Source organism: Curtobacterium sp. DN_7.5, from assembly GCF_022655355.1.
Classification (GTDB): Bacteria; Actinomycetota; Actinomycetes; order Actinomycetales; family Microbacteriaceae; genus Curtobacterium; species Curtobacterium luteum.
Window position 1 is genome coordinate 1,540,951 of sequence record NZ_CP093378.1, and the last position, 21,273, is coordinate 1,562,223.

17 protein-coding genes, 1 other RNA gene and 1 pseudogene are annotated in these 21,273 nt (G+C 73.4%); 13 read left to right on the forward strand and 6 right to left on the reverse strand.

Annotated elements, in window-relative coordinates:
• Positions 1-10: 10 nt before the first annotated feature.
• The 3 genes from MON03_RS07190 to MON03_RS07200 all read right to left on the reverse strand — a co-directional run bounded on the left by MON03_RS07190 (position 11) and on the right by MON03_RS07200 (position 2,054).
• Complete coding sequence (locus MON03_RS07190) at positions 11-523, reverse strand: GIY-YIG nuclease family protein (protein ID WP_502798691.1); 513 nt, start codon at positions 521-523, stop codon at positions 11-13.
• A gap of 76 nt (positions 524-599) precedes the next feature.
• On the reverse strand, positions 600-1,106 hold the full coding sequence (locus MON03_RS07195) for a BLUF domain-containing protein (RefSeq protein WP_242091269.1): 507 nt from the start codon (positions 1,104-1,106) through the stop codon (positions 600-602).
• 102 nt (positions 1,107-1,208) lie between these two features.
• Entirely contained in the window at positions 1,209-2,054 is an 846-nt protein-coding gene (locus MON03_RS07200) for a siderophore-interacting protein (RefSeq protein ID WP_175327715.1), read from the reverse strand.
• 88 nt (positions 2,055-2,142) lie between these two features.
• Between MON03_RS07200 and MON03_RS07205 the strand changes: the two genes are divergently transcribed.
• From MON03_RS07205 to MON03_RS07250, 10 genes and pseudogenes are all read left to right on the forward strand, one after another.
• A complete protein-coding gene (locus MON03_RS07205) occupies positions 2,143-2,811 on the forward strand; it encodes a biliverdin-producing heme oxygenase (protein WP_242091270.1) in 669 nt (222 codons plus the stop codon).
• Between the two features lie 159 nt (positions 2,812-2,970).
• Entirely contained in the window at positions 2,971-5,628 is a 2,658-nt protein-coding gene (locus tag MON03_RS07210) for a phosphoenolpyruvate carboxylase (protein ID WP_242091271.1), read from the forward strand.
• A gap of 216 nt (positions 5,629-5,844) precedes the next feature.
• Complete coding sequence (locus MON03_RS07215; protein ID WP_242091272.1) at positions 5,845-7,071, forward strand: multidrug effflux MFS transporter; 1,227 nt, start codon at positions 5,845-5,847, stop codon at positions 7,069-7,071.
• A 58-nt stretch (positions 7,072-7,129) separates the two neighbouring features.
• A complete protein-coding gene (locus tag MON03_RS07220; RefSeq protein ID WP_022904647.1) occupies positions 7,130-7,468 on the forward strand; it encodes an STAS domain-containing protein in 339 nt (112 codons plus the stop codon).
• A complete protein-coding gene (locus MON03_RS07225) occupies positions 7,465-7,881 on the forward strand; it encodes an ATP-binding protein (protein WP_242091273.1) in 417 nt (138 codons plus the stop codon). Before MON03_RS07220 ends, MON03_RS07225 begins: the two co-directional genes overlap by 4 nt.
• 171 nt (positions 7,882-8,052) lie before the next feature.
• On the forward strand, positions 8,053-9,030 hold the full coding sequence (locus MON03_RS07230) for a helix-turn-helix transcriptional regulator (RefSeq protein WP_175327719.1): 978 nt from the start codon (positions 8,053-8,055) through the stop codon (positions 9,028-9,030).
• A 60-nt stretch (positions 9,031-9,090) separates the two neighbouring features.
• Entirely contained in the window at positions 9,091-9,687 is a 597-nt protein-coding gene (locus MON03_RS07235; RefSeq protein ID WP_242091274.1) for an RBBP9/YdeN family alpha/beta hydrolase, read from the forward strand.
• Between the two features lie 357 nt (positions 9,688-10,044).
• Positions 10,045-11,121 (forward strand): hypothetical protein, encoded by a 1,077-nt coding sequence (locus MON03_RS07240; protein ID WP_242091275.1) that lies wholly within the window; start codon positions 10,045-10,047, stop codon positions 11,119-11,121.
• A 77-nt stretch (positions 11,122-11,198) separates the two neighbouring features.
• Positions 11,199-12,005 (forward strand): annotated as a pseudogene (locus tag MON03_RS07245) (Nif3-like dinuclear metal center hexameric protein); the annotation flags it as partial.
• A gap of 146 nt (positions 12,006-12,151) precedes the next feature.
• Positions 12,152-12,886 carry a zinc ribbon domain-containing protein gene (locus MON03_RS07250; RefSeq protein ID WP_242091276.1) on the forward strand — a complete coding sequence of 245 codons (735 nt, stop codon included), beginning with the start codon at positions 12,152-12,154 and terminating at the stop codon, positions 12,884-12,886.
• A gap of 404 nt (positions 12,887-13,290) precedes the next feature.
• On the opposite strand, the gene rnpB is transcribed toward MON03_RS07250, so the two are convergent.
• The 3 genes from rnpB to map form a co-directional block, all read right to left on the reverse strand.
• An RNA gene (rnpB, locus tag MON03_RS07255) (RNase P RNA component class A) lies at positions 13,291-13,645 on the reverse strand.
• Between the two features lie 98 nt (positions 13,646-13,743).
• Positions 13,744-14,502 (reverse strand): polyphosphate--glucose phosphotransferase, encoded by a 759-nt coding sequence (gene ppgK, locus MON03_RS07260; RefSeq protein WP_242091277.1) that lies wholly within the window; start codon positions 14,500-14,502, stop codon positions 13,744-13,746.
• Between the two features lie 22 nt (positions 14,503-14,524).
• Positions 14,525-15,388 carry a type I methionyl aminopeptidase gene (map, locus tag MON03_RS07265; protein WP_242091278.1) on the reverse strand — a complete coding sequence of 288 codons (864 nt, stop codon included), beginning with the start codon at positions 15,386-15,388 and terminating at the stop codon, positions 14,525-14,527.
• Between the two features lie 596 nt (positions 15,389-15,984).
• Here map and MON03_RS07270 point away from each other — a divergent pair.
• Genes MON03_RS07270 through MON03_RS07280 form a run of 3 tightly spaced genes read left to right on the forward strand, consistent with a single transcriptional unit; the run spans position 15,985 to position 20,650 of the window.
• The gene (locus tag MON03_RS07270; RefSeq protein ID WP_148286109.1) at positions 15,985-16,161 is read left to right on the forward strand and encodes an SPOR domain-containing protein; all 177 of its coding nucleotides are present in this window, start codon (positions 15,985-15,987) and stop codon (positions 16,159-16,161) included.
• 60 nt (positions 16,162-16,221) lie between these two features.
• The gene (gene glnA, locus MON03_RS07275; protein WP_175327725.1) at positions 16,222-17,559 is read left to right on the forward strand and encodes a type I glutamate--ammonia ligase; all 1,338 of its coding nucleotides are present in this window, start codon (positions 16,222-16,224) and stop codon (positions 17,557-17,559) included.
• A 10-nt stretch (positions 17,560-17,569) separates the two neighbouring features.
• A complete protein-coding gene (locus MON03_RS07280; protein ID WP_242091279.1) occupies positions 17,570-20,650 on the forward strand; it encodes a bifunctional [glutamine synthetase] adenylyltransferase/[glutamine synthetase]-adenylyl-L-tyrosine phosphorylase in 3,081 nt (1,026 codons plus the stop codon).
• Positions 20,651-21,273 lie beyond the last annotated feature (623 nt).

The window sequence follows — 21,273 nt, forward strand, 5'->3', positions numbered from 1 at the left end:
GGCGACCCCGTCAGCCCCGCAACGCCAGCGCTTCGCTCCGCCACCGTGCCAGGAGCTCCCACGGGTCCCCGACGCCCGCTCCGACCGCGCCGACGTGCGCGAGCAGCTCCGGGGTCGTCCGGAACCACTCGGTGCCCGGGTACCGCGTCGCCGCGAACTGCGCGTGCCGGCGTCGTTCGACCGTCCGGTCGCCCCGCTCGAACGCGAGGAGGTCCTGGTGCGCGATCGCCGCGAGTCGCTGGCGCGGGTTCGCGGTCGTCCCGATCTTGATGCGGTCACCGCTCGCGTCCCGCATCCGCAGGTAGTAGACGACGTCGACGCGCGGGGGAGCGAGGTCACCGTCCGGGACCTCGCCCCATCGCCACTCGCAGACGGCGCACACGGAGCCGCCCGGGTACCGGACGCCGACCCGCGATCCGCAGAGCAGGCAGGGACCGGGCAGGAGATCCTCGACCCCGCTCCCGTCGAGCGCTGCCTCGTCGAGCACGGACTCGTGGTGCACGCCGCACAGGGGCACCGGCACGGAGGCATCCGTCGCGGGGGAGGCGCACCCGGGGGCGCAGCAGGTCGTCACGTGCGGAGTCTCACACGGACCACCGTCACGCCCGGGACGGCACCGCCGTCGCCCGCGCCGTCCCACCCGGCCGGGTCACGCGGAACCACCGGATCAGCTCGCGCAGCGCGGGCACGACGGGCCCGGCCTCGTGGTCGTCCGGCAGGAAGTCGATGTCGTCGAAGGTCGTCCGGTACCCCGGGAGGTCGGCGTGCTGCAGGGTGTCCTCCGTGGCGTACCCCATCGTCCACCCCGGGAACTGCCGCTCCGGCACCTGCTCCTCGAGGAGCACCGTCACGTCGTCGTGGCGGGGGTCCTCGGTGATGTACGTCATCTTGTCGCGCACTGCCGCCTCCGGCCCTTCGAGGAGCTGCAGGAACCGGTGGTCCTTGAAGAGCAACAGACCGGTGATGCCCGCCGACTCGTTCGCTGTCCGGGCGTGCGCGAGGAGCTCGTCGAGGTCGTCGAGGTCGAAGCCGACGACCGCACGGCTGGCGTACACGAGCGAGAGCAGCGGCCCGTCCGTGGTCGAGGAAATCGGATCGTTCGACATGCCCCCATCCAACCCGGGACGTGTCGGCGGACCCTCAGCGCCGTCCGTTCTCCGCACCGTCGGGACGGCGCGCCCCGCCGCTTCCCCGCTCGTCGTCGCCGCTCACTCCTCGAAGATCACCCCCACCGGCTCCCGCTTCTCCTCCTGGAACCGGTCCTCGGCACGCCCCAGCGCCCAGTACGCCGACAGCGACAGCTCCGACTTCTCGAGTCCCCAGTCGTCCTGCAGCAGCCGTCGGATCGCCTTCACCGCGCTCCGCTCGCCGTGCGCGAAGACCTGCACCGGCCGGGAGGCACGCTCCAGACCGCGCGCCGCCGCCAGCAGCAGCGTGCCCGGCTCGGCGCCGGTGGCGTCGCGGTGCAGCCACCGCAGGTCGACACCGGTCGGGTGCGCGACGGGCTGCTCGTCGGCGGGACCGGCCACCTCGACCAGGGCGACGCCCGTGGCGGAGTCGGGCAGCGCCTCCAGGGCGGACCCGATGGCGGGCAGGGCGCTGTCGTCGCCGAGCAGCACGTGGGTGACCGCGGGGTCCGTGGACGGCGCGTAGCCGCCGCCGGGGCCGGACAGCGCGAGCCGGTCGCCGGGGCGGGCGCCCGCCGCCCACGGTCCCGCGAGACCCTCGTCGCCGTGCACGACGAAGTCGATCGCGATCGTCCGGGTCGCGGTGTCGACCTTCCGGACCGTGTACGTGCGACGTGCCGGGAGGTCCGCCTTCGGGAGCGTGGCACGGAGTGCGTCGAGGTCGTACGGCGGTTCCAGGCCGAGCCCCGGCTTCGCGAGCAGGAGCTTGACGTAGCGGTCCGTGGCGGCGAGCCGCTCGGGGTCGGCGCCGCCCACGAAGTCGTCGAAGGCCGGTCCACCGAGGTGGACCCGGACCATGTGCGGGGTCAGCCGCTCCGTGTGGTCGACGACGAAGACGTGCTGCGGGCGGTTCGGCTTGGGACTCATCGGGGACGAGTCTCCTCTCGTTCGGGGCGAGGTCTCGGTTCCTCGGTGTGGCGCTTGACTGTCCAGGAGGTGAGGTTAGCCTTACCTCATGGACACGACCGTGACGCCGTTCTCGGAGCTGCTGCGTCGCCGCACCCGGCGGTCGCCCGGTTCCTCGACGGGTGACGGGCTCCTCCGCGACCTCGCGGCCGGGACCTGCGACGTCGCGGACCACGCCGACCTCCTCGGACAGTACGCGTTCGTGTACGAGGCGCTCGAGCGCGCCGCCGAGCGGATGGCGGACCACCCGGTGGTCGCGCCCTTCGTCACGCAGCACCGCAGCCGGATGCCGGCGATCCGTGCCGACCTGGAGTACCTCGTCGGGCCGGACTGGTCCGAACTCGTGTGCCCGCTGCCCGCGACCACGGCGTACGTCCGACGGCTGAACGAGGTCGCCGCGACCTGGCCCGGCGGCTTCGTGGCGCACCACTACACGCGGTACCTCGGCGACCTGTCCGGCGGCCGGGCGATCGGTACCGTGCTGAGCGACCGGTTCGGCTTCGAGACGAACGGCGTGCTCTTCTGGATCTGCGAGCAGGTGGCCGACCCGGCCGCGTTCGAGGACACCTACCGCGAGGAGCTCGACCGGGCTCCGTGGGACGCCGACGAGCAGGAGCGGGTCATCGCGGAGGTGGAGCTCGCACACGCGCTGGACCGTCGGCTGCTCGCGGAGCTCGAAGCCCTCCGGGTGCCGTCGGCCTCCGCCGTCCACCACTGACCCGCCGGGGTCGCGGCACACACCGGACGCAGGGGTGCTCCGGTCGCGTGCCGTGGTCCCGGTGCTGCTCCGTCCGGACGGTTGTCGTCACCCGTGCCGACGGGCCAGTACGCTGCTGGGATACCGGGGCGGGACCCCGGCCGACCCGGAAAGGACGACATGACGGCGATCGACGGCCAGACGCGTCACGGACGCGCCAGGGACGACGTCAGCGGAGCGGTCGACAGCGACCTCCGCGCCGACGTCCGCTACCTCGGCAACCTGCTCGGGCGGGTGCTGCGCGAGGTCGGCGGCGACGACCTGCTGCACGACGTGGAGACCCTGCGGGCCGCGGTGATCGACGCCTACGAGGGCGCGGGCACCGAGGGCGCCGCGCGCGCCGAGCAGCTCGTCGCGGGCATGACCGCCGAGCGCGCCGAGGCGGTCGCCCAGGCGTTCACGACGTACTTCCACCTGACGAACCTGGCGGAGGAGCACCACCGCGTCCGCGTCCTCCGGCAGCGCGGCGACGACGGCGGGCTCCCCGGCGACTCGTTCCCGGCGACGTACGCGTCGCTCGTGGAGCAGGTCGGTGCCGACGAGGCGGCCGCCCGACTCGAGGGGCTCCGGTTCCACCCGGTCCTCACGGCGCACCCGACGGAGGCCCGACGCCGTGCGGTCACGACGGGGGTCCGTCGCATCACGGACCTCATCGACGAGCGCGACCGCACCCGCAACGCCACCGCGCGCGCCGAGAACGAGCGGCGGCTGCTCGAGGAGATCACGACGCTCCTGCGCACGTCGCCGCTCCGCACCACGCGCCCGACCCCGCTCGACGAGGTCCGCACCGCGATGAGCGTGTTCGACCAGACGCTCTTCGAGATCGTGCCGCAGGTGTACCGCCTGCTCGACGACCGGCTGCAGGGCGACGACGCGGGCCGCGCTCCGGTCGTCGCGCCCGCGTTCGTCCGCTTCGGCACCTGGATCGGCGGCGACCGCGACGGCAACCCGCACGTCACCGCCGAGGTCACCCGGCAGGCCGCGGAGACCGCGTCCGAGCACATCCTGCTCGGACTCTCCCGTGCCGCGACCCGCATCGGCAGCGCCCTCACGCTCGACGCCAGCGAGACGCCGGCCGACGCCGGACTGACGGCGCTCGTCGCCGAGCAGGAGCGGCTCGACCCGGCGGTGGCGGAGCGCATCGGTGTGCGCGCGCCGAACGAGACGCACCGGCGCGCCCTCCTCTTCGTGGCGGCGCGGATCCGCGCGACCCGTCGCCGCGACGAGCGGATCGCATACGCCGGTCCCGAGGAGCTCCTCGCCGACCTCCGGACGATCCAGACGTCGCTCATCGCGGCCGGCGCGGTCCGTCCGGCGCACGGCGAGCTGCAGAACCTCCTCTGGCAGGTCGAGACCTTCGGGTTCCACCTCGCCGAGCTCGAGGTCCGCCAGCACTCGCAGGTGCACCGCAACGCCCTCGCCGAGATCCGCGCCGGCGGGGAGCTGAGCCCGATGACCGAGGAGGTCCTCGCGGTCTTCCGGACCATCGCCGAGCTCCAGGGGCGCTTCGGCGTCCGGGCTGCCCGTCGGTACATCGTGTCCTTCACGCAGTCCGCGGCGGACCTGGCGAACGTGCACGAGCTCGCGGTCGCCGCGCTCGGTTCGGCCGAGGCCGCGCCGGTGCTCGACGTCATCCCGCTGTTCGAGACCTTCGCGGACCTGCACGCCGGCGTCGACATCCTCGACGAGGCCGTGCGCACCGAGCCGTTCCAGCGACGCCTCGCCGCGACCGGCCGGAAGCTCGAGGTCATGCTCGGCTACTCGGACTCGTCGAAGGACGTCGGCCCGGTGTCGGCGAACCTCGCGCTGTACGACGCCCAGGCCCGGATCGCCGACTGGGCCGCCGCGAACGACGTCGAGCTCACGCTGTTCCACGGCCGCGGCGGTTCGCTCGGCCGCGGCGGTGGCCCGGCGAACGAGGCCGTCCTCGCGCAGCCGCCGGGCTCGATCGACGGTCGGCTGAAGCTCACGGAGCAGGGCGAGGTCATCTTCGCCCAGTACGGCGACCAGGACATCGCCGCCCGACACCTCGAGCAGATGGCCTCGGCCACGCTCTTCGCCTCCTCGCCGTCGAACGAGCGGCGCACCGCGGCCGCGGCGACCGAGTTCGCCGACCTCGCCCAGCGCCTCGACGACGTCTCGCGGCAGGCGTTCTACGAGCTCGTGAAGGCGGACGGGTTCGCCCCGTGGTTCGCCCGCGTCACCCCGATGGAGGAGCTCGGCCTGCTGCCGCTCGGGTCGCGTCCGGCCCGCCGTGGGCTGAGCGTCGAGTCCCTCGAGGACCTCCGCGCGATCCCGTGGGTGTTCTCGTGGACGCAGGCGCGCATCAACCTGGCCGGCTGGTACGGCCTCGGGTCCGCGCTCGAGGCGGTCGGCGACGTCGACGCCCTCCGCCGCGCGTACGCGGAGTGGCCGCTGTTCGGCGCGATGATCAAGAACGTCGAGATGTCGCTGGCGAAGACCGACGAGTACATCGCCGAGCGCTACCTCGAGCTGGCCGACCGTGACGACCTCGCCGCGAAGGTGCTCGACGAGATGCGCCGCACCCGGGCGTGGGTCCTGCGCGTGTCCGGTGGCGCCGACGTCCTCGAGGACCGCCCGGTGCTCGCCCGCGCCGTGCGGCTCCGAAGCCCGTACGTCGACGCGCTCTCGCACCTGCAGCTCCGTGCCCTCCGGTCGATCCGGACGAGCGGCAGCACCGACTCCACGGACGGCGACCACCGTCTGCTCCTGCTGACCGTGAACGGGATCGCCGCCGGTCTGCAGAACACCGGCTGATCGGGCCCCGCCCGGCACACGGAACGCGCGCGTCGCGACGGCACACCCGTCGGACGACGCGCGTTCCGTCGTCCCGGTGGTGCGTCGTCCGCGGGTCCCCGCCGGTGCGGAACGACACCGCCGCTGTCGCACGACGACGGCCGCGTCGTTCCAGCGCTCGCCACCGTTGACGCTGCCCCTTGTCGAATCGATTCGACGCGGCGTACCGTGGGCGCCGTGACGACGGAGCGCACCCGGAACCGGACCAGGACCACCCCGCGGACCGGCCTGCCCCCGATCGTGCCGCTCGCGCTCATCGTCGGCGTCTCGCCGTTCGCGACGGACATGTACATCCCGGCGCTGCCCGCGATCGCGCGTGACCTCGCGACCACCCCGAGCGCGGTGCAGCTGTCACTCACGGCCTTCCTCGTGGCGTTCGCGGTCGGGCAGCTCCTGGCCGGGCCGGTGAGCGACGGGGTCGGGCGGCGACCGATGCTCCTGCTGGGGACGGCCGTGTTCGCGGTCGCCTCGGTCGGCTGTGCCCTCGCGCCGGACGTCGTGACGCTCGTCGTCGCCCGGGTCTTCCAGGGGCTCGCCGGCGCCGCCGGGGCCGTGGCCGGGCGCGCGATGGTCTCCGACGTCACCGACGGACCGCGGACTGCGAAGGTGTTCGGCACCCTCGCGGCGATCAACGCGATCGGGCCGGTCGTCGCGCCGCTGGCCGGGGGAGCCGTGCTCACCGTCGCGAGCTGGCGGGTGATGTTCGTCGTGCTCGCACTGCTCGGTGCGGTCTTCTTCGTGCTCGTCGTGACCGGCTTCCACGAGACCCTGCCCGCCGAGCGCCGCGGCGGGGTCGGCCTCGCGGCGAACTGGGCGCGGATCCGGGAGTTGACGGCGATCGGCCGGTTCCGTGCGTACGTGCTCACCGGCGTGCTGTCGACGATCGGCTTCTTCGCCTACATCGCGACGAGCTCGTTCGTGTTCCAGACGCAGTACGGCTTCTCGGAGGGGCTGTACACGCTCGTCTTCGCCACGAACGCCTCGATGATGATCGTCACGACGCTGGTGTTCCGCCGTGTCGTCGGCCGGTTCTCCGAGGACACGTTGCTCGCGTTCGGCCTCGCCGTCGGGACGCTCGGCGCGCTCGGGGTGCTCACGTCCGCGGTCCTCGGACTCGGGCCCGTCCCGGTGTGGTGCTCGCTGGCGGTCGTCACCGCGGCGTGGGGCTTCGTCCTGCCCGCGGCCATGACCCGGACGCAGCACGTCGGGGCGGCGCACCCCGGTACCGCGGCCGCGCTCCAGGGCGGGCTGACGTTCGGACTGGGCGGGCTCGGCACGCCCCTCGCCGGTGCTCTCGGCGGGACCGCGCTCGCGATGGGTTCGGTCATGGCGACCCTCATGGCGGCGGCCGTCGTCGTGCAACTCGTCGCCACGCGCCGCGCCGGTGTGGGCGCGCGAGCCTGACGGGCCGGTAGGTTCGATCCGGTAGGTTGCGAGCACGAACCGAAGGGGAGCGCACCGGATGGACATCGTCGTACACGAGGCATCAGCAGACACGGCCGTCCTGGAGTGCAGTGGTCGGCTCAACATGGTCTCCGCACCCGTCTTCCGTGAGCGGGTCGCCGAGGTCGTCGGCGGCGGACGATCGCACCTCGCGATCGAGCTGTCGGGCGTCGACTTCATGGACTCCTCGGGCCTCGGCGCCCTGGTGGGGTCACTGAAGACGGCACGGCAGGCCGGGGGAGACCTCCGCATCGCGGCGCCCTCGGACCAGGTGCAGATGGTCCTCAAGCTGAGCAACATCGACAAGATCCTGCGGACGTACCCGGACGGGGACGCCGCGGTGTCCGACTGGCTGTGACCACCGCGACCGGCGCGCACCGCGTCGAGTTGGACTGTCCGCCGGACGACGTCACGGCGGTGCACGAGTTCCTCGCGCGGGTGTGGCAGGCCGAGCCCTCCGTCTCCGCCGAGGACCGGATGGCGCTCGAACTGGCGCTCGTCGAGCTGGCCTCGAACGTGATCGAGCACGCCGGGCGTGCCCGAGCCGTCGCGTGCCAGGTCGACCTCGCCTGCTCCGCCGAGGGGTACGCCGCCGTGGTGACCGACGACGGGGCCCCGGCATCGGTGGATCCGGGTGCCGCGGCGCTGCCCGACGACCTGGCGGAGAGCGGCCGCGGGCTCGCGCTCGTCCAGATGGTGGTCGACGACCTGCGCTACGACCGGGTCGGTGACCGGAACCGCTGGTCGCTGCACCGGGCGCGGCACGACTGAGCGCGTGGGTGCCCGACTGGCTCGAGTGGCCGCAGCCGCATCGTCGGCGACGGACGCTCTCCCGGCGAGCATCGCTCGGCTGGTCCGGCGGCCGCACTCGCCGAGCCGTTTCCCGCAAAGCCACGACGGCCGATTGCGTGATCGCCGTGTCTCCGTGCGACGCTTCGCCTGATGAGCACCGCCAGTGACGCAGGGCCCGATCTCGATCCGAGATCGGCTTTCGACGTCGCGGGTTCGCACCCGGACGAAGCGGTGCGGCTGTACGAAGAGGCCTACGACGGCGCGGGGTTCTCCGCGACACGGACCGACCGGACGTTCGGCTTCCGGTTCAAGGTCGTCGGCGACGACACGATGACGTTCCGTTCGACCCGCTTCGACGGCCGGATGTCCGGCGAGGTCGAGGTGCGCGACGAGTACGTGGTGATGTGGACCGCCGAGGGCGGCGGGCTCGTCGACGTCGGTCGCGACGAGGTCGCCTTCGGGCCCCGCACGCCCATGATGTTCCCCACCGGGCGGCCCTTCGTGTTCGACCTGGCCGACCTCCGGCAGAGCCTGGTGCAGATCGACCGCGAGTACCTCGAGCGGGTCGCGGCCGAGGTGCACGGGACCCAGCCCGGGGCCCTGGTGTTCGACCACGCGCACACCCCTGACACGGAGGACCTCCGCGCCTGGAACGCCCACGTGCAGCGCGCCGCCCGCATCGTCCTCGGGCCGGCGCCGTTGACGCCGCTGGCACTCGCCGAGACCACCCGGCAGACCGCCCAGGTCCTGCTCCGGACCTTCCCGCACACGGTCCTCGCCCCCGACGTGCCGCTCCCGCAGGGGGCGACCGGTCGCGTCCGGTCCGCCATCGAGTTCATGCACGCGTTCGCGCACACCCCGATCACGACGACCGACGTCGCCGAGCACGTCGGACTGAGCGTCCGCGGGTTGCAGCAGGCGTTCCAGCGCCAGGTCGGCACCGCACCGAACGCGATGCTCCGCGGCATCCGGCTCGACCGCATCCACGAGGAGCTCCGACGAGCACGTCCCGGCGACACCACCGTCGCCGCCGTGGCCGTGCGGTGGGGGTTCGCGCACCTCGGTCGGTTCTCCGCCGCGTACGCGCGACGCTTCGATGAGTACCCGCGCGACACGCTGCAGAACTGACCCGCTGCCCCCGCGCGTCACACAGTCGGACGGGATCGAGGCTCCGGGTACGCTGCCCTCGTGCAGCGACCGCGACCGTGGGTGATCGTGCCCGGCATCTGGAACTCCGACCCCGAGCACTGGCAGTCCCGCTGGCAAGCCGCACGCGAAGCTGAGGACGGCCGGGTCGTCCGGATCCTCCCGGCATCGTGGGGCGAACCGGAGCCCGACGACTGGCAGGCGGCGATCACACGGGCGGTCGAAGCGACCGACGAACCGCCGGTGCTCGTCGCGCACAGTCTCGGCGTCCTCGCGGCAGCGCGATGGCTGGCCAGCCCGGAGGCGTCGACGCACCCGGTGGCCGGCGCGCTGCTCGTCGCGCCGCCGGACCCCGACGGTCCCGGGTTCCCGGACGCTGCGCGGGGGTTCACGGCACCCGCCGGCGTGTCCCACGTCGAGGACGTCCACCTCGTGGTGAGCGACGACGACCCGTACTGCTCGGCCGATCGCGCGATCGAGTTCGCCACGGTGCTCGGCGCGACGGTGCACCGGATCGGCGCCGTGCAGCACGTCAACGTGGCCGCCGGCGTCGGCTGGTGGCACGAGGGGCGGGCGCTGCTGGACACGATCGACGGCTCGGCCCGGTCGGCCGGCCCGGAGGACGTGCGGCCCGCCTGACGCCGGCGCACGCCGCCGTCCCTGCGTGCTGCCGCCGGCGGGCGCATCCGCGGTGCCGTCGGTCGCACGACGTGCCGCTCAGCTCTGCGGCGCCCGACCCGTTGCGCGACCAACTCAGGGCGCGCACGACACGTCCTGCGACCGACTCGGGGCGCCCACGGCACGTCCTGCGACCGACTCCGGCCGTACGGACGCGAGCCGCCCGACGACCCGGCGCCACGGCAACGCCGACGCGTGGCCGGGCAAGCACACCCGACCTGCGACACGCCGCTCACGTCCGGCGCGATATGGCAGCGGATCTCGCGACACTCCGCGGATCTCCCCGCGGTGTGACGTCCCGATATTTACTGTTCGGGCATGGAGACGCAGTCCGGCGCACGCACCCCCCTCGTGGACCCCTTCGGCCGCGAGCTCGAGGAGTGGCTCCGTGACGCCCCGGCGACGCGTGCCCCGTACCTCGCGGACCTCGTGGTCCCGCCGGTCACCGGGCCCGTCCAGCGACCGGACGCCGCGACCGACACCACCCCGACGACCGATCCGGCTCCCGGCACCGACCGAGCCGCCGCTGCGCACGAGACCGTGCCCGACGCCGAGCACGAGACTGCACTCGACGCCGCGCACGAGACCGCGCCCGCAATCCAGGACGACACCGCCTTCCGCCGCCCCCGTGACCGCGCGCGCCACGCCGCCTGCAACCCGTCGTTCCCCGAGCCGCCGACGCGCCTCGCGCTCCGGATCGAGGACCTCGCCGTCGAGGTCGACGCCGCCACGGGCCGACCCGCCATCGAACGGATCGTGCTGCTCGAGGACGAGGTCCGCCGTCGTGACGAAGACCTCGCACGCCTCGCCGCGTGGGAGGCCACGGTCGCCGGGCTCGACGACCCCGAGGTCCGCGCCGCCCGGGAGTTCGCCCACTCGGTGTTCGCCGACCTGCTCGCCGACGCCGCCGCCGAGGCCGACCGTCGCGCGCGTTCCGCGGCCCGTCGTGCCGCCACCAGCCCCGTCCCCGTCGCATCGACCGCTCCCGTGGCGCCGACCGCCCCCGTGGCGCCGTCGCCGCGGCACGCGACGCCCGCGCCGAGCGCACCGGTCGCGGACCTCGTCGTCCCGGAGCGTGCTCCGGAACCCGTCGCCGACCGCGACGAGCCCGCGCGACCCGCACCGGGCCTCCTGGCCGTCACGCCGGTGTCCGCGAACACGCGACCGACCCCGCTCGTCCAGCCCGCCACCGGACCCACGGTCATCGACCGGGCCGCCTTCGCGGCCGCGCTGACCGCGCACACCGGGACCACCGCGAGCACCCCCGTCGTGCTCCCCGAGTCCGCGCGTCCCGCGGACGCCCCGGCCGAGTCGGTCGACACCACGGACGCCCCCGCGCTCGGATGGTGGCAGCGACTCGTCGCGCGCATCCTGCGGGCGCTCGGCCGCGCCTGACGGACCGCCGGGAGGCCCGGATCGCCCGGTCCGGTCCGCCCGCTCCGGGCGCGGGGTCGGCTCGGTAGACTGACGGGATGCCGAAGCTCCGCGAGATCCTGGACGTCGTCGAGCAGCTCTGGCCGTCCGCGGGATCCGAGTCGTGGGACGCGGTCGGACTCGTGGCCGGCGACCCCGACGCCGACGTGCACCACGTGCACCTCGCCGTCGACGCGGTGCCCGCCACGGCCTCCGAGACGGTCCGGCTCGGGGCGGACCTGCTCCTGACGCACCACCCGCTGCTCCTCCGCGGCGTCACGACGGTCGCCGAGTCGACGTACAAGGGGAGCGTCATCGCCACCCTCGTCCGCGGCGGCGCCGGACTGCTCGCAGCGCACACGAACGCCGACGTCGTGACGACCGGTACCTCGGCCGTGCTGGCTGACCGGCTCGGCCTCGTCGACCAACGGCCGATCCAGCCCGGTGCCGACCCGGCGACCGGCATCGGCCGGGTGGGCACGCTCGCCGAGCCCACGACGCTGGGCGCCCTCGCGCGCTCCCTCGTCGACCTGCTGCCCGGCACCGCCACCGGCGTCCGCGTGTCCGGCGGGTACGACGACCCGGTGCGGACCGTCGCCCTCTGCGCTGGCGCGGGCGACTCGCTGCTCGGGCACCCGGCCGTGCTCGGGGCCGACGTCTACGTCACGAGCGACCTGCGGCACCACCCGGCGTCCGAGTTCCGCGAGCAGGCGATGCTCGGACGCGGGCCAGCGCTCATCGACACCTCGCACTGGGCGACCGAGTGGCTGTGGCTCGACGTCGCGGCCGCCGAGCTCGCCGCCGCCACCGGGCTCCGCGTGACCGTCAGCGACCTCCGGACCGACCCGTGGGACTTCGCCGTCCTGCCGGCGGCCGAACCGACCGGACGCCCCGGACCGGCCGAACACCCCGAACCGACCGCCGCGTCGGGACCGTCCGCGTCGGCCGCAGCAGCGGCCGACCCCACCGGCGCCGCAGCCGGGACCACCCCTGAAGCAGAAGGAGCCTGACCGTGAAGGCAGCACCCGAGGACCAGGTCATCCTCCTCGACGTCCAGCGACTCGACAACGACGTGACCCGCATCGAGCACCGCATCACCTCGCTGCGCAAGGGCGACCAGCTCACCGAGCTCGGCACGAAGGCCGCCGCCCTGCGTGGTGAACTCGCGGCAGCGACCGGCCTGGTCGAGGACGCGGAGCGCGAGCTCGCCCGGCTCGAGTCCGACACCGCGATCGCGCAGGCCCGGGTCGAGCGGGACACCACGCTCCTGCAGAACGTCGCGAACGCGAAGGACGCCGCCGGGCTCCAGAGCGAGCTCGACTCCCTGCAGCGGCGGATCGGCGACCTCGAGACGAGCGAACTCGAGGTCATGGAGCAGCTCGACGGGCTGCGGGCGAGGGTCGGCGACATCGAGGCGCAGCTCGCGGACGCAGACGCCGCCCGCGCCGGTCTCGCGGCCGAGCGCGACGCCGAGATCGCCCGGCTCGAGGCCGATCGCGTCTCGGCCGTCCAGTCGCGTGCCGACGTCGCCGCGAAGGTCCCGGACGACCTGCTCGCGCTCTACGACCGGCAGCGTGCGCGGTACGGCTTCGGTGCGTCGTTGCTGCAGGGTGGGGTGTCGACCGCGTCCGGCGTGACGCTGACGGCCTCGGACCTGCAGACGATCCGGGCCGCGGCGCCGGACGACGTCGTGCTGTGCCCGGACAGCGACGCCATCCTCGTGCGCACGCCCGAGTCGGGGCTGTAGACCCGACCACCCGTCCGACGGGAGGCCCGGTGCCGGGCTGGCACCGGGCCTCCCGTCCGCCGCCGCAGCGGCGTGCGGCGGAGCTGCGGCGGCGCGGCCGCGGCCGCAGGGTGCGAGGATTCGCGCTCCGTGCGAGGCTCAGCGCGTCGCACGGTGTGAGGAACCTCGCACCCTGCGACGGGGGCCTCGCACGGGGCGAGGCCGGGCCCGCGCCCGCTGGCGGGCGGACGACCCGCGCGCGGCCGCGCGGGGCTGCGTGGCGTGGTGCGGCGGCGCAGCCGCGGCCGCAGGGTGCGAGGATTCGCGCTCCGTGCGAGGCCCAGCGCGTCGCACGGTGTGAGGAACCTCGCACCCTGCGACGGGAACCTCGCACGGTGCGAGCAAGCGACTGGCGTTCGTGTGGGCGAATGGGCCGGCCGTACGCCGGGTTCTGTCCCGCTCTCGCGGTGACGGCCATCTCTCTCGGACCGACGTTGCCGTCGGCCTCCAGCGGTCTACCCGAGGACTCGGCGAGCAGCCTCGACGTCCTCTGTCTGACCTTGCTCCGGGCGAGGTTTACCGAGCGGATCCGGTCACCCGGACCCCTGGTGGTCTCTTACACCACCGTTTCACCCTTACCGACGTCGCCGCCGGCGGTCTGCTTTCTGTGGCACTGTCTCGCGGATTGCTCCGGGTGGGTGTTACCCACCGCCCTGCTCTGTGGAGCCCGGACGTTCCTCGGCACTCCCGGAGGAGTGACGCGACCGTCTCACCGACCCATTCGCACGGACGAGTCTAGCGGTGACGCGTGCGTGCAGCGTCCGCGACGGCGACCGGACTCTCCCGGTCCGAGCAACTCCGCGCGCCTGCGCCTACGCCTATGCCTGCGGCTTCGACAGCGCGGCGAGCGTCGCCGCCCCGATGATGCCCGCGTTGTTCCGCAGCGTCGCCGGGATGATCGGCGCCTGGAGGTCGAGCAGCGGCAGGAACTCCTCGTGGTGCTTCGACACGCCGCCGCCCACGACGAAGAGCTCCGGGGAGAGCAGCGCCTCGAGCGTCGAGTAGTACTTCTGCAGCCGCTTCGCCCAGTGCTTCCACGACAGGTCGTCGCGCTCCTTGGCCGCGAACGAGGCCTTCGTCTCCGCGTCGTGCCCGTCGATCTCGAGGTGCCCGAGCTCCGAGTTGACGATGAGCACACCGTCGTTGATGAGCGCCGTGCCGATCCCGGTGCCCAGGGTCGTGACGACGACGAGGCCGTCCTTGCCCTTCGCCGCCCCGAACTGCTGCTCCGCGAACCCGGCGGCGTCGGCGTCGTTGACGAAGTGGATCGAGCGGCCGAGTTCCTTCTCGAAGAGCGCCTCCGCCTCGAACCCGATCCACTTCTTCGACACGTTCGCGGCGGACATGGTCTTGCCGTCACGGACGATCGCGGGGAAGCACACGCCCACCGGGACGTCCGCGGCCGGGGCGAGCTCCTCGACGATCGACTTCGCCACCGCGACGATGTCGTGGGGCTTGCCGCCCTCGGGCGTGGCCTTCTTGATCCGGTCGGTCGTGAGTTCGCCCGAGGCGACGTCGACGATCGCGCCCTTGATGCCCGTACCGCCGATGTCGACGCCGACTGCGAGGGTGGTCATGAGGAGCCTTTCGGTTGAGGGGTCAGGAGACGGTCAGGAGTTCGGCGCCGCGCTCGGTGACGACGAGGGTGTGCTCGAACTGTGCGGTCCACGACTTGTCGCGGGTGGAGACGGTCCAGTCGTCCGACCAGATGTCCGCCTCGATGCCGCCGAGGGTCAGCATCGGCTCGATCGTGAACACCATCCCCTCCTCGATGACCGTGTCGTAGTGGGGCGCGTCGTAGTGGGGGATGATCAGCCCGGAGTGGAAGGTCCGCCCGACGCCGTGGCCGGTGTAGTCGCGGACGACGCCGTACCCGAACCGCTTGGCGTACGCCTCGATCGCGCGGCCGATGACGTTGACCTGGCGCCCGGGGGCGACGGCCTTGATGCCCCGCTCGAGCGCGGTTCGCGTGCGGTCGACGAGGTCGCGGACCTCCTGCGAGCCCTCGCCCACGATGAAGGTGCGGTTCGTGTCGCCGTGCATCCCGTCCTTGTAGGCGGTGATGTCGATGTTGACGAGGTCGCCCTCCTGCAGCACGGTGTCGTCCGGGATGCCGTGGCAGATGACCTCGTTGAGGCTCGAGCAGAGCGATTTGGGGTAGCCGCGGTAGCCGAGCGTGGACGGGTACGCACCGTGTGACACGACGAACTCGTGGCCGATGCGGTCGAGCTCGTCGGTGGTGACCCCGGGGCGGATGGCCGCGCCGACGGCGTCGATCGCCTGCGAGGCGATGCGCCCGGCGGTCCGGATCCGTTCGATCTCCTCGGCGGAGTACGTGTCGCCGTGGCCGTGCTCGTCGGGCTCGGCGCGCCCGACGTACTCGGGCCACTCGATCTCCTTCGGGACGGGCCGCTGCGGGGAGATCCGGCCGGCGGTCAGGTGTCCGTGTGCGTCCCGGGGCATGCCGACCACTCTATCCGGGCGCGCGGGACCCGAGTTTCGGCCCGTGCACGCCGAGACTCGCCCTGGGCGACGGATCGTGCGCGCTCGCGCGCGAGACGTGTCGGCCACGGCGAGACTCGCCCCGCACGACGCGACCACGACGCGACCGCCTGGAGGCCCGGTGCCGGCACGTCGGACCGGCACCGGGCCTCCAGGCGGTCGCCCTGCGCGCCCCGAGACTCGGGCTGCGCGCTCCGAGACTCGGCCTGCGCGCTCCGAGACTCGGCCTGCGCGCCCCGAGACTCGCCCTGCGCGCCCCGGGACTCGGGCTGCGCGCCCCGGGACTCGGCCTGCGCGCCCCGAGACTCGCCCTGCGCGCCCCGGGACTCGTCGTGAGCGACAGCTCTCGCGCGCTTTCGCCCGAGAACTGTCGCTCACGCCGAGACTCGCGCCAGCCCCCGGCCCCGGCCCCGGCCCAGCCCCCAGCCCCCAGCCCCCGCCCCCCCAGCCCCGCCCCCCAGCCCCCAGCCCCCGCCCCCCCCAGCCCCGCCCCCCAGCCCCGGCCCGCCCAGCGGCACGCCCGGCCCGCACGCCCCCGCCGTGGGTACGGTGGCGGCATGAGCGACGAACGCATCGAGTCCCAGTGGTGGTTCAACGAGAAGACGCACGCCGTCGAGCAGGGCCCGCAGTCCCCGCAGCGCGACCGCATCGGCCCGTTCGAGACCCGCGAGGAGGCGCAGCACGCCCTCGACCGCATCAAGGCGAACAACGAGCGCTGGGACGACGAAGACTGACCGGAGAACCAATAGGCTGAGACTCCCAGCTGGACCAGCTGCACCACGGAAAGGGCGTCAATGGACAAGCAGACGGACTTCGTGCTCCGCACCATCGAGGAGCGCGGCATCAAGTTCATCCGACTCTGGTTCACCGACGTCATCGGGACGCTCAAGTCGGTCGCGATCGCGCCGGCCGAGGTCGAGGGCGCCTTCGCCGAGGGTATCGGCTTCGACGGCTCCGCGATCGAGGGCCTGACCCGCAGCTACGAGGCCGACGTGCTCGCGCACCCGGACCCCTCGACGTTCCAGATCCTCCCGTGGCGCGGCGAGATCGACCCCACGGCCCGGATGTTCTGCGACATCACGACGCCGGACGGCCAGCCCGCGGTCGCCGACCCGCGCAACGTCCTGAAGCGCACCCTCGCGAAGGCGAGCGAGCGCGGGTTCACGTTCTACACGCACCCGGAGATCGAGTTCTACCTCCTGAAGAGCCGCGAGTGGAAGGACGGCGGCCCCCAGCCCGTCGACCAGGCCGGCTACTTCGACAACGTCCCCGGCGGCAGCGCGCACGACTTCCGCCGCCGCTCGGTCCGGATGCTCGAGGACCTCGGCATCTCGGTGGAGTTCTCCCACCACGAAGCCGGTCCCGGCCAGAACGAGATCGACCTCCGCTACGCCGACGCGCTGACCATGGCGGACAACATCATGACCTTCCGCACGGTCGTGAAGGAGGTGGCGATCGAGCAGGGCGTCTACGCGACGTTCATGCCGAAGCCGCTGTCCGGTCAGCCGGGCTCGGGCATGCACACGCACGTGTCGCTGTTCGAGGGCGACCAGAACGCCTTCTACGAGGCCGGGGGCCAGTACCAGCTGTCCGAGACGGCGAAGCACTTCATCGCCGGGGTCCTCCGCCACGCGCCCGAGATCACCGCGGTCACGAACCAGTTCGTGAACTCGTACAAGCGCCTCTGGGGCGGCGACGAGGCCCCGTCGTTCGTCACGTGGGGCCACAACAACCGCTCGGCCCTGGTCCGCGTCCCGCTCTACAAGCCGAACAAGGGGCAATCGGCCCGCATCGAGTACCGCGGCATCGACTCCGCCGCGAACCCGTACCTGGCGTACTCGCTCCTCCTCGCGGCCGGCCTCAAGGGCATCGACGAGGGCTACGAGCTCCCCGCCGAGGCCGAGGACAACGTCTGGAGCCTGTCCGACTCCGAGCGTCGGGCCCTCGGCTACAAGCAGCTCCCGGCGAGCCTCGACCACGCGCTCGGCCTCATGGAGGACTCCGAGCTCGTGGCCGAGACCCTCGGCGAGCAGGTCTTCAACTTCGTGCTGCTCAACAAGCGGCAGGAGTGGCAGGCCTACCGCGACCAGGTCACGCCGTTCGAGCTCGACACGAACCTCGGCGCGCTCTAGCACTGCCCGCATGACCGGTCGGACGAAGACGTCACGGTCCGAGCTCGCCCGGCTCGGCTTCGCCGAGCTGTCGGAGAGCCTCGAACGGATCGCCGCGCTCGAACGGGTCCCCGGCCTGGAGGCGCGGTTCGGCGCCGTCCTGCCGCATGCGGGCAACGGGTCTGCCGCGGTCGGCAACGGGTCTGCCGCAGCCGACGCCGGCGCACGCCCCGTGTCCGCCGGGGGCGGGTCCGGCCTCCCGAGGTTCGACCCGGCAGCGGTCTGGGGCGCGACCGCCGACCCGGACGGAGCGCTCCGCCTGCTCGAACGCCTCTCGGAGCGCGCGCCCGACGAACTCGGAGCCGTCCTCGCCGACGGGGCCGCGGCCGCACGGCTCGTCCGGCTCCTCGGCGCGTCCGTCGGGCTGGGGGAGTTCCTGCACCGCCGCCCCGCCGAACTCGCCCTGCTGTTCGACCCGGTGACACCGCCGTGGACGCAGGACGACTACACCGCCTCCCTGCTCGCCGCGGTCGACGGCGCGACCGGTGAGGACGCCCGGCTCCGCCTCCGGGTGCGCTACCGCCGGCACCTCGCGCAGATCGCGCTCTTCGACGTCCTGCACGACGCCCCGACCGAGGCGTTCCCCGCCGTGGCCGCCGGGCTCGCGGACCTCGCGGGCGCGGCACTCGAGGCCGCGGTCGACGTCGCCCGGCGCGAGGTGCCGTTCCCCGACGCCGACGTCGAGGCCACCCCGCTCGCCGTCATCGCGATGGGCAAGGCAGGCGCCCGTGAGCTCAACTACGTCAGCGACGTCGACGTCATCTTCGTGACCGAGCCCACCCGCGACGACGACGCGGACACCGGGGTCGGCACGGACCGCGCAGTGCTCATCGCCACCCGGCTCGCCGTCGCCGCCACCCACGCGATCACCGACCTGGCGGCCGAGCCCGCGCTGTGGGAGGTCGACGCGAACCTCCGGCCCGAGGGCAAGGACGGCGCGCTCGTCCGCACGCTCGACTCTCACGTGGCGTACTACCAGCGGTGGGCGCGGGAGTGGGAGTTCCAGGCGCTCCTCAAGGCTCGACCGATCGCCGGGTCCGCCGACCTCGGACGCCGGTACGCCGAGGCCGTGGCGCCGTTCGTGTGGACCTCCGCCACCCGGCCTGGCTTCGTCGAATCGGTGCAGCGCATGCGGGAGCGGGTCACCGAGCACATCCCCGACGCCCAGGTCGACCGGCAGCTCAAGCTCGGCCCGGGCGGGCTGCGCGACGTCGAGTTCACCGTGCAGCTGCTGCAGCTCGTGCACGGCCGTGACGACGAGAGCGTCCGGGTGCGCTCGACGCTCGAGGCGATGGACGCGCTGACCGCGGCCGGCTACGTCGGGCGGCCCGAGGCGGCGCGGTTCGGCCCCGACTACGCGCTGCTCCGTGTCCTGGAGCACCGCATCCAGCTCCGCCGTCTGCAGCGCACGCACCTGATGCCCTCCGACGAGGACGAACTCCGCGTCCTCGCACGGTCGAGCGGTCTCGCGACCTCGGCGGCGGCGCTCGAGGACCGCTGGCGCACGGTGAAGCTCGAGGTCCGCGGGCTCCACGAGCGGCTCTTCTACCGCCCGCTGCTGTCCGCGGTGGCGGCCACCGACGGCGAGATCGTCCTCACCAGCGACCAGGCCGCGGACCGTCTCGGCGCCATCGGCTTCGCGGACCCCGCGGGCGCGCTGGGACACATCCGTGCGCTCACGCAGGGCACGAGCCGCCGCGCCGCGATCCAACGGAACCTGCTGCCGGTGCTCCTGCGGTGGATGGCCGAGGGGCCGGCACCGGACCGGGCGCTCCTGGCGTTCCGTCGGCTGAGCGACACCCTGGGGGAGTCGAGCTGGTTCCTCCGGATGCTCCGCGACTCGTCCGGGGCGGCCCACTCGCTGACCACCGTCCTGTCCGAGTCCGCGTTCCTCTCCGGGCTGCTCGAGCGCTTCCCGGAGGCCGTGGCCTGGCTCGACGAGCCGGAGTCGCTCCTCCGTCCGCGACCGATGGAGTCGCTGCTCGCCGAGATGACCGCGACGACGGCCCGGCACGGGAACGATCTCGACGGGTCCGCCGCGCTCGTCCGCTCGGCCCGACGGCGCGAGACCCTGCGGCTCGGCATGGCCGCCGTGCTCGGCTGGCTCGACGTCGACGCCCTCGGGCCGGCCCTCACCGACGTCACGGAGGCCACCCTCGCCGGCGCCCTCACCCTCGCCCGCCGCGGCGCGCCCGAGGGACTCGAGTTCGGCATCGTCGCGATGGGTCGCTACGGGGGCCGCGAACTCGGCTTCGGGTCCGACGCCGACGTCCTGTACGTGTACCGCGCCGCCGAGGGCACCGAGCCCGAGGTCGCCTCCCGCGCCGCCCAGGCGATCGTGCGCGAGCTCGGCCGGCTCACCGAGGACGCCATCCACCCGTTCGAGCTCGACGTCGACCTGCGCCCCGAGGGCAAGAACGGGCCGCTCGTGCGCACGCTCGAGTCCTACGCCGCCTACTACGCGCGGTGGTCGTTGACCTGGGAGGCGCAGGCGCTGCTCCGTGCCCGCGGAGCCGTGGGGGACCAGCAGCTGCTCCGCGACTTCGAGCACCTCGCCGACCGCACGCGCTACCCGGAGCACATCGACGACCACCAGGTCCGCGAGGTCCGGCGCATCAAGGCCCGTGTGGAGTCGGAACGGCTGCCCCGGGGCGCCGATCCGGCTCGGCACCTCAAGCTCGGGCGCGGATCGCTCAGCGACGTCGAGTGGTTCGTGCAACTCCTCCAGCTGCAGCACGCGCTGACCGTGCCCGGGCTCCGGACGACCTCGACGCTCGAGGCCCTCGCCGCCGCCACCGACGCCGGGCTCGTCGCGCCGGACGACGCCGACAAGCTCGGCGCGGCGTGGCGGTTCGCGTCCCGGGCTCGGAGCGCGCTCGTGCTGTGGTCGGGGAAGACGACCGACGTGCTGCCCGTCGACCGGATCCAGCTCGAGGGCATTGCGCGGCTCATGGAGTACCCGCCGGGGTCGGCCACGCAGCTCGAGGAGGACTACCTCGGTGTGACCCGGCGCGCCCGGCAGGTGTTCGAGCGCGCGTTCTACGGGGCCTGACCGGCGCGGCACTGCGCGCCGGCACGCCGGCACGCCGGCGCGCGGCGTCCGCAGCGGGGCGCGATCCGCGCCAGCGGCCGGACAGGAGGCCCGTGGTTGCGCCGGCCCGCACCGCCCGTCCGACGCGTTCCCCGTACCCGACAGGAGGCCCGTGGCGGGGCCGACCCGTGCCTCCAGCCCGCCGTCCGCTCCCGCCCGGCGCGCTCCCACCGCGGCTCGAGACGCGACCGGCGAAGCCGCGACACGCCCGAGCCGACGTCGTTCGCCCGAACATGACGTGCCGTCGAAGGTGAATTCCGTGTGTCCGGAACCGTCCCCCGCAGCTGTGAACCCTGTACCCCGCTCTTGGGACCGCTCCCAGCCTGTTACCCGGCCGTTACCGTCTTCGGGTCGACACCGAACGACGCGACCCGACCGCGTCCCGCGAGCGAAGAAATACCTGATTGACCGGGGATTTTCGATCTGATTCGACCCGAGGGTCGCGCAGGCTGGAGGCGAGGAGTGTGCCGGTTCGGCTGATGGAGCGGTCCGCCGGACTGCTGTCAGCAGTCGGGGGGACACCAAGCCGCCGCTGAGTGGGGGACCAGGGTGTACCCCGTAACGCGTTCGTAACGCCCCCACTC

Bases quoted from the DNA above. Each gene is read 5' to 3' on its own strand.
- MON03_RS07195 (WP_242091269.1), bottom strand. From the start codon at position 1,106: ATGTCGAACGATCCGATTTCCTCGACCACGGACGGGCCGCTGCTCTCG.
- MON03_RS07200 (WP_175327715.1), bottom strand. From the start codon at position 2,054: ATGAGTCCCAAGCCGAACCGCCCGCAGCACGTCTTCGTCGTCGACCAC.
- MON03_RS07205 (WP_242091270.1), top strand. From the start codon at position 2,143: ATGGACACGACCGTGACGCCGTTCTCGGAGCTGCTGCGTCGCCGCACC.
- MON03_RS07210 (WP_242091271.1), top strand. From the start codon at position 2,971: ATGACGGCGATCGACGGCCAGACGCGTCACGGACGCGCCAGGGACGAC.
- MON03_RS07220 (WP_022904647.1), top strand. From the start codon at position 7,130: ATGGACATCGTCGTACACGAGGCATCAGCAGACACGGCCGTCCTGGAG.
- MON03_RS07230 (WP_175327719.1), top strand. From the start codon at position 8,053: ATGAGCACCGCCAGTGACGCAGGGCCCGATCTCGATCCGAGATCGGCT.
- MON03_RS07240 (WP_242091275.1), top strand. From the start codon at position 10,045: ATGGAGACGCAGTCCGGCGCACGCACCCCCCTCGTGGACCCCTTCGGC.
- ppgK (WP_242091277.1), bottom strand. From the start codon at position 14,502: ATGACCACCCTCGCAGTCGGCGTCGACATCGGCGGTACGGGCATCAAG.
- map (WP_242091278.1), bottom strand. From the start codon at position 15,388: ATGCCCCGGGACGCACACGGACACCTGACCGCCGGCCGGATCTCCCCG.
- MON03_RS07270 (WP_148286109.1), top strand. From the start codon at position 15,985: ATGAGCGACGAACGCATCGAGTCCCAGTGGTGGTTCAACGAGAAGACG.
- glnA (WP_175327725.1), top strand. From the start codon at position 16,222: ATGGACAAGCAGACGGACTTCGTGCTCCGCACCATCGAGGAGCGCGGC.
- MON03_RS07280 (WP_242091279.1), top strand. From the start codon at position 17,570: ATGACCGGTCGGACGAAGACGTCACGGTCCGAGCTCGCCCGGCTCGGC.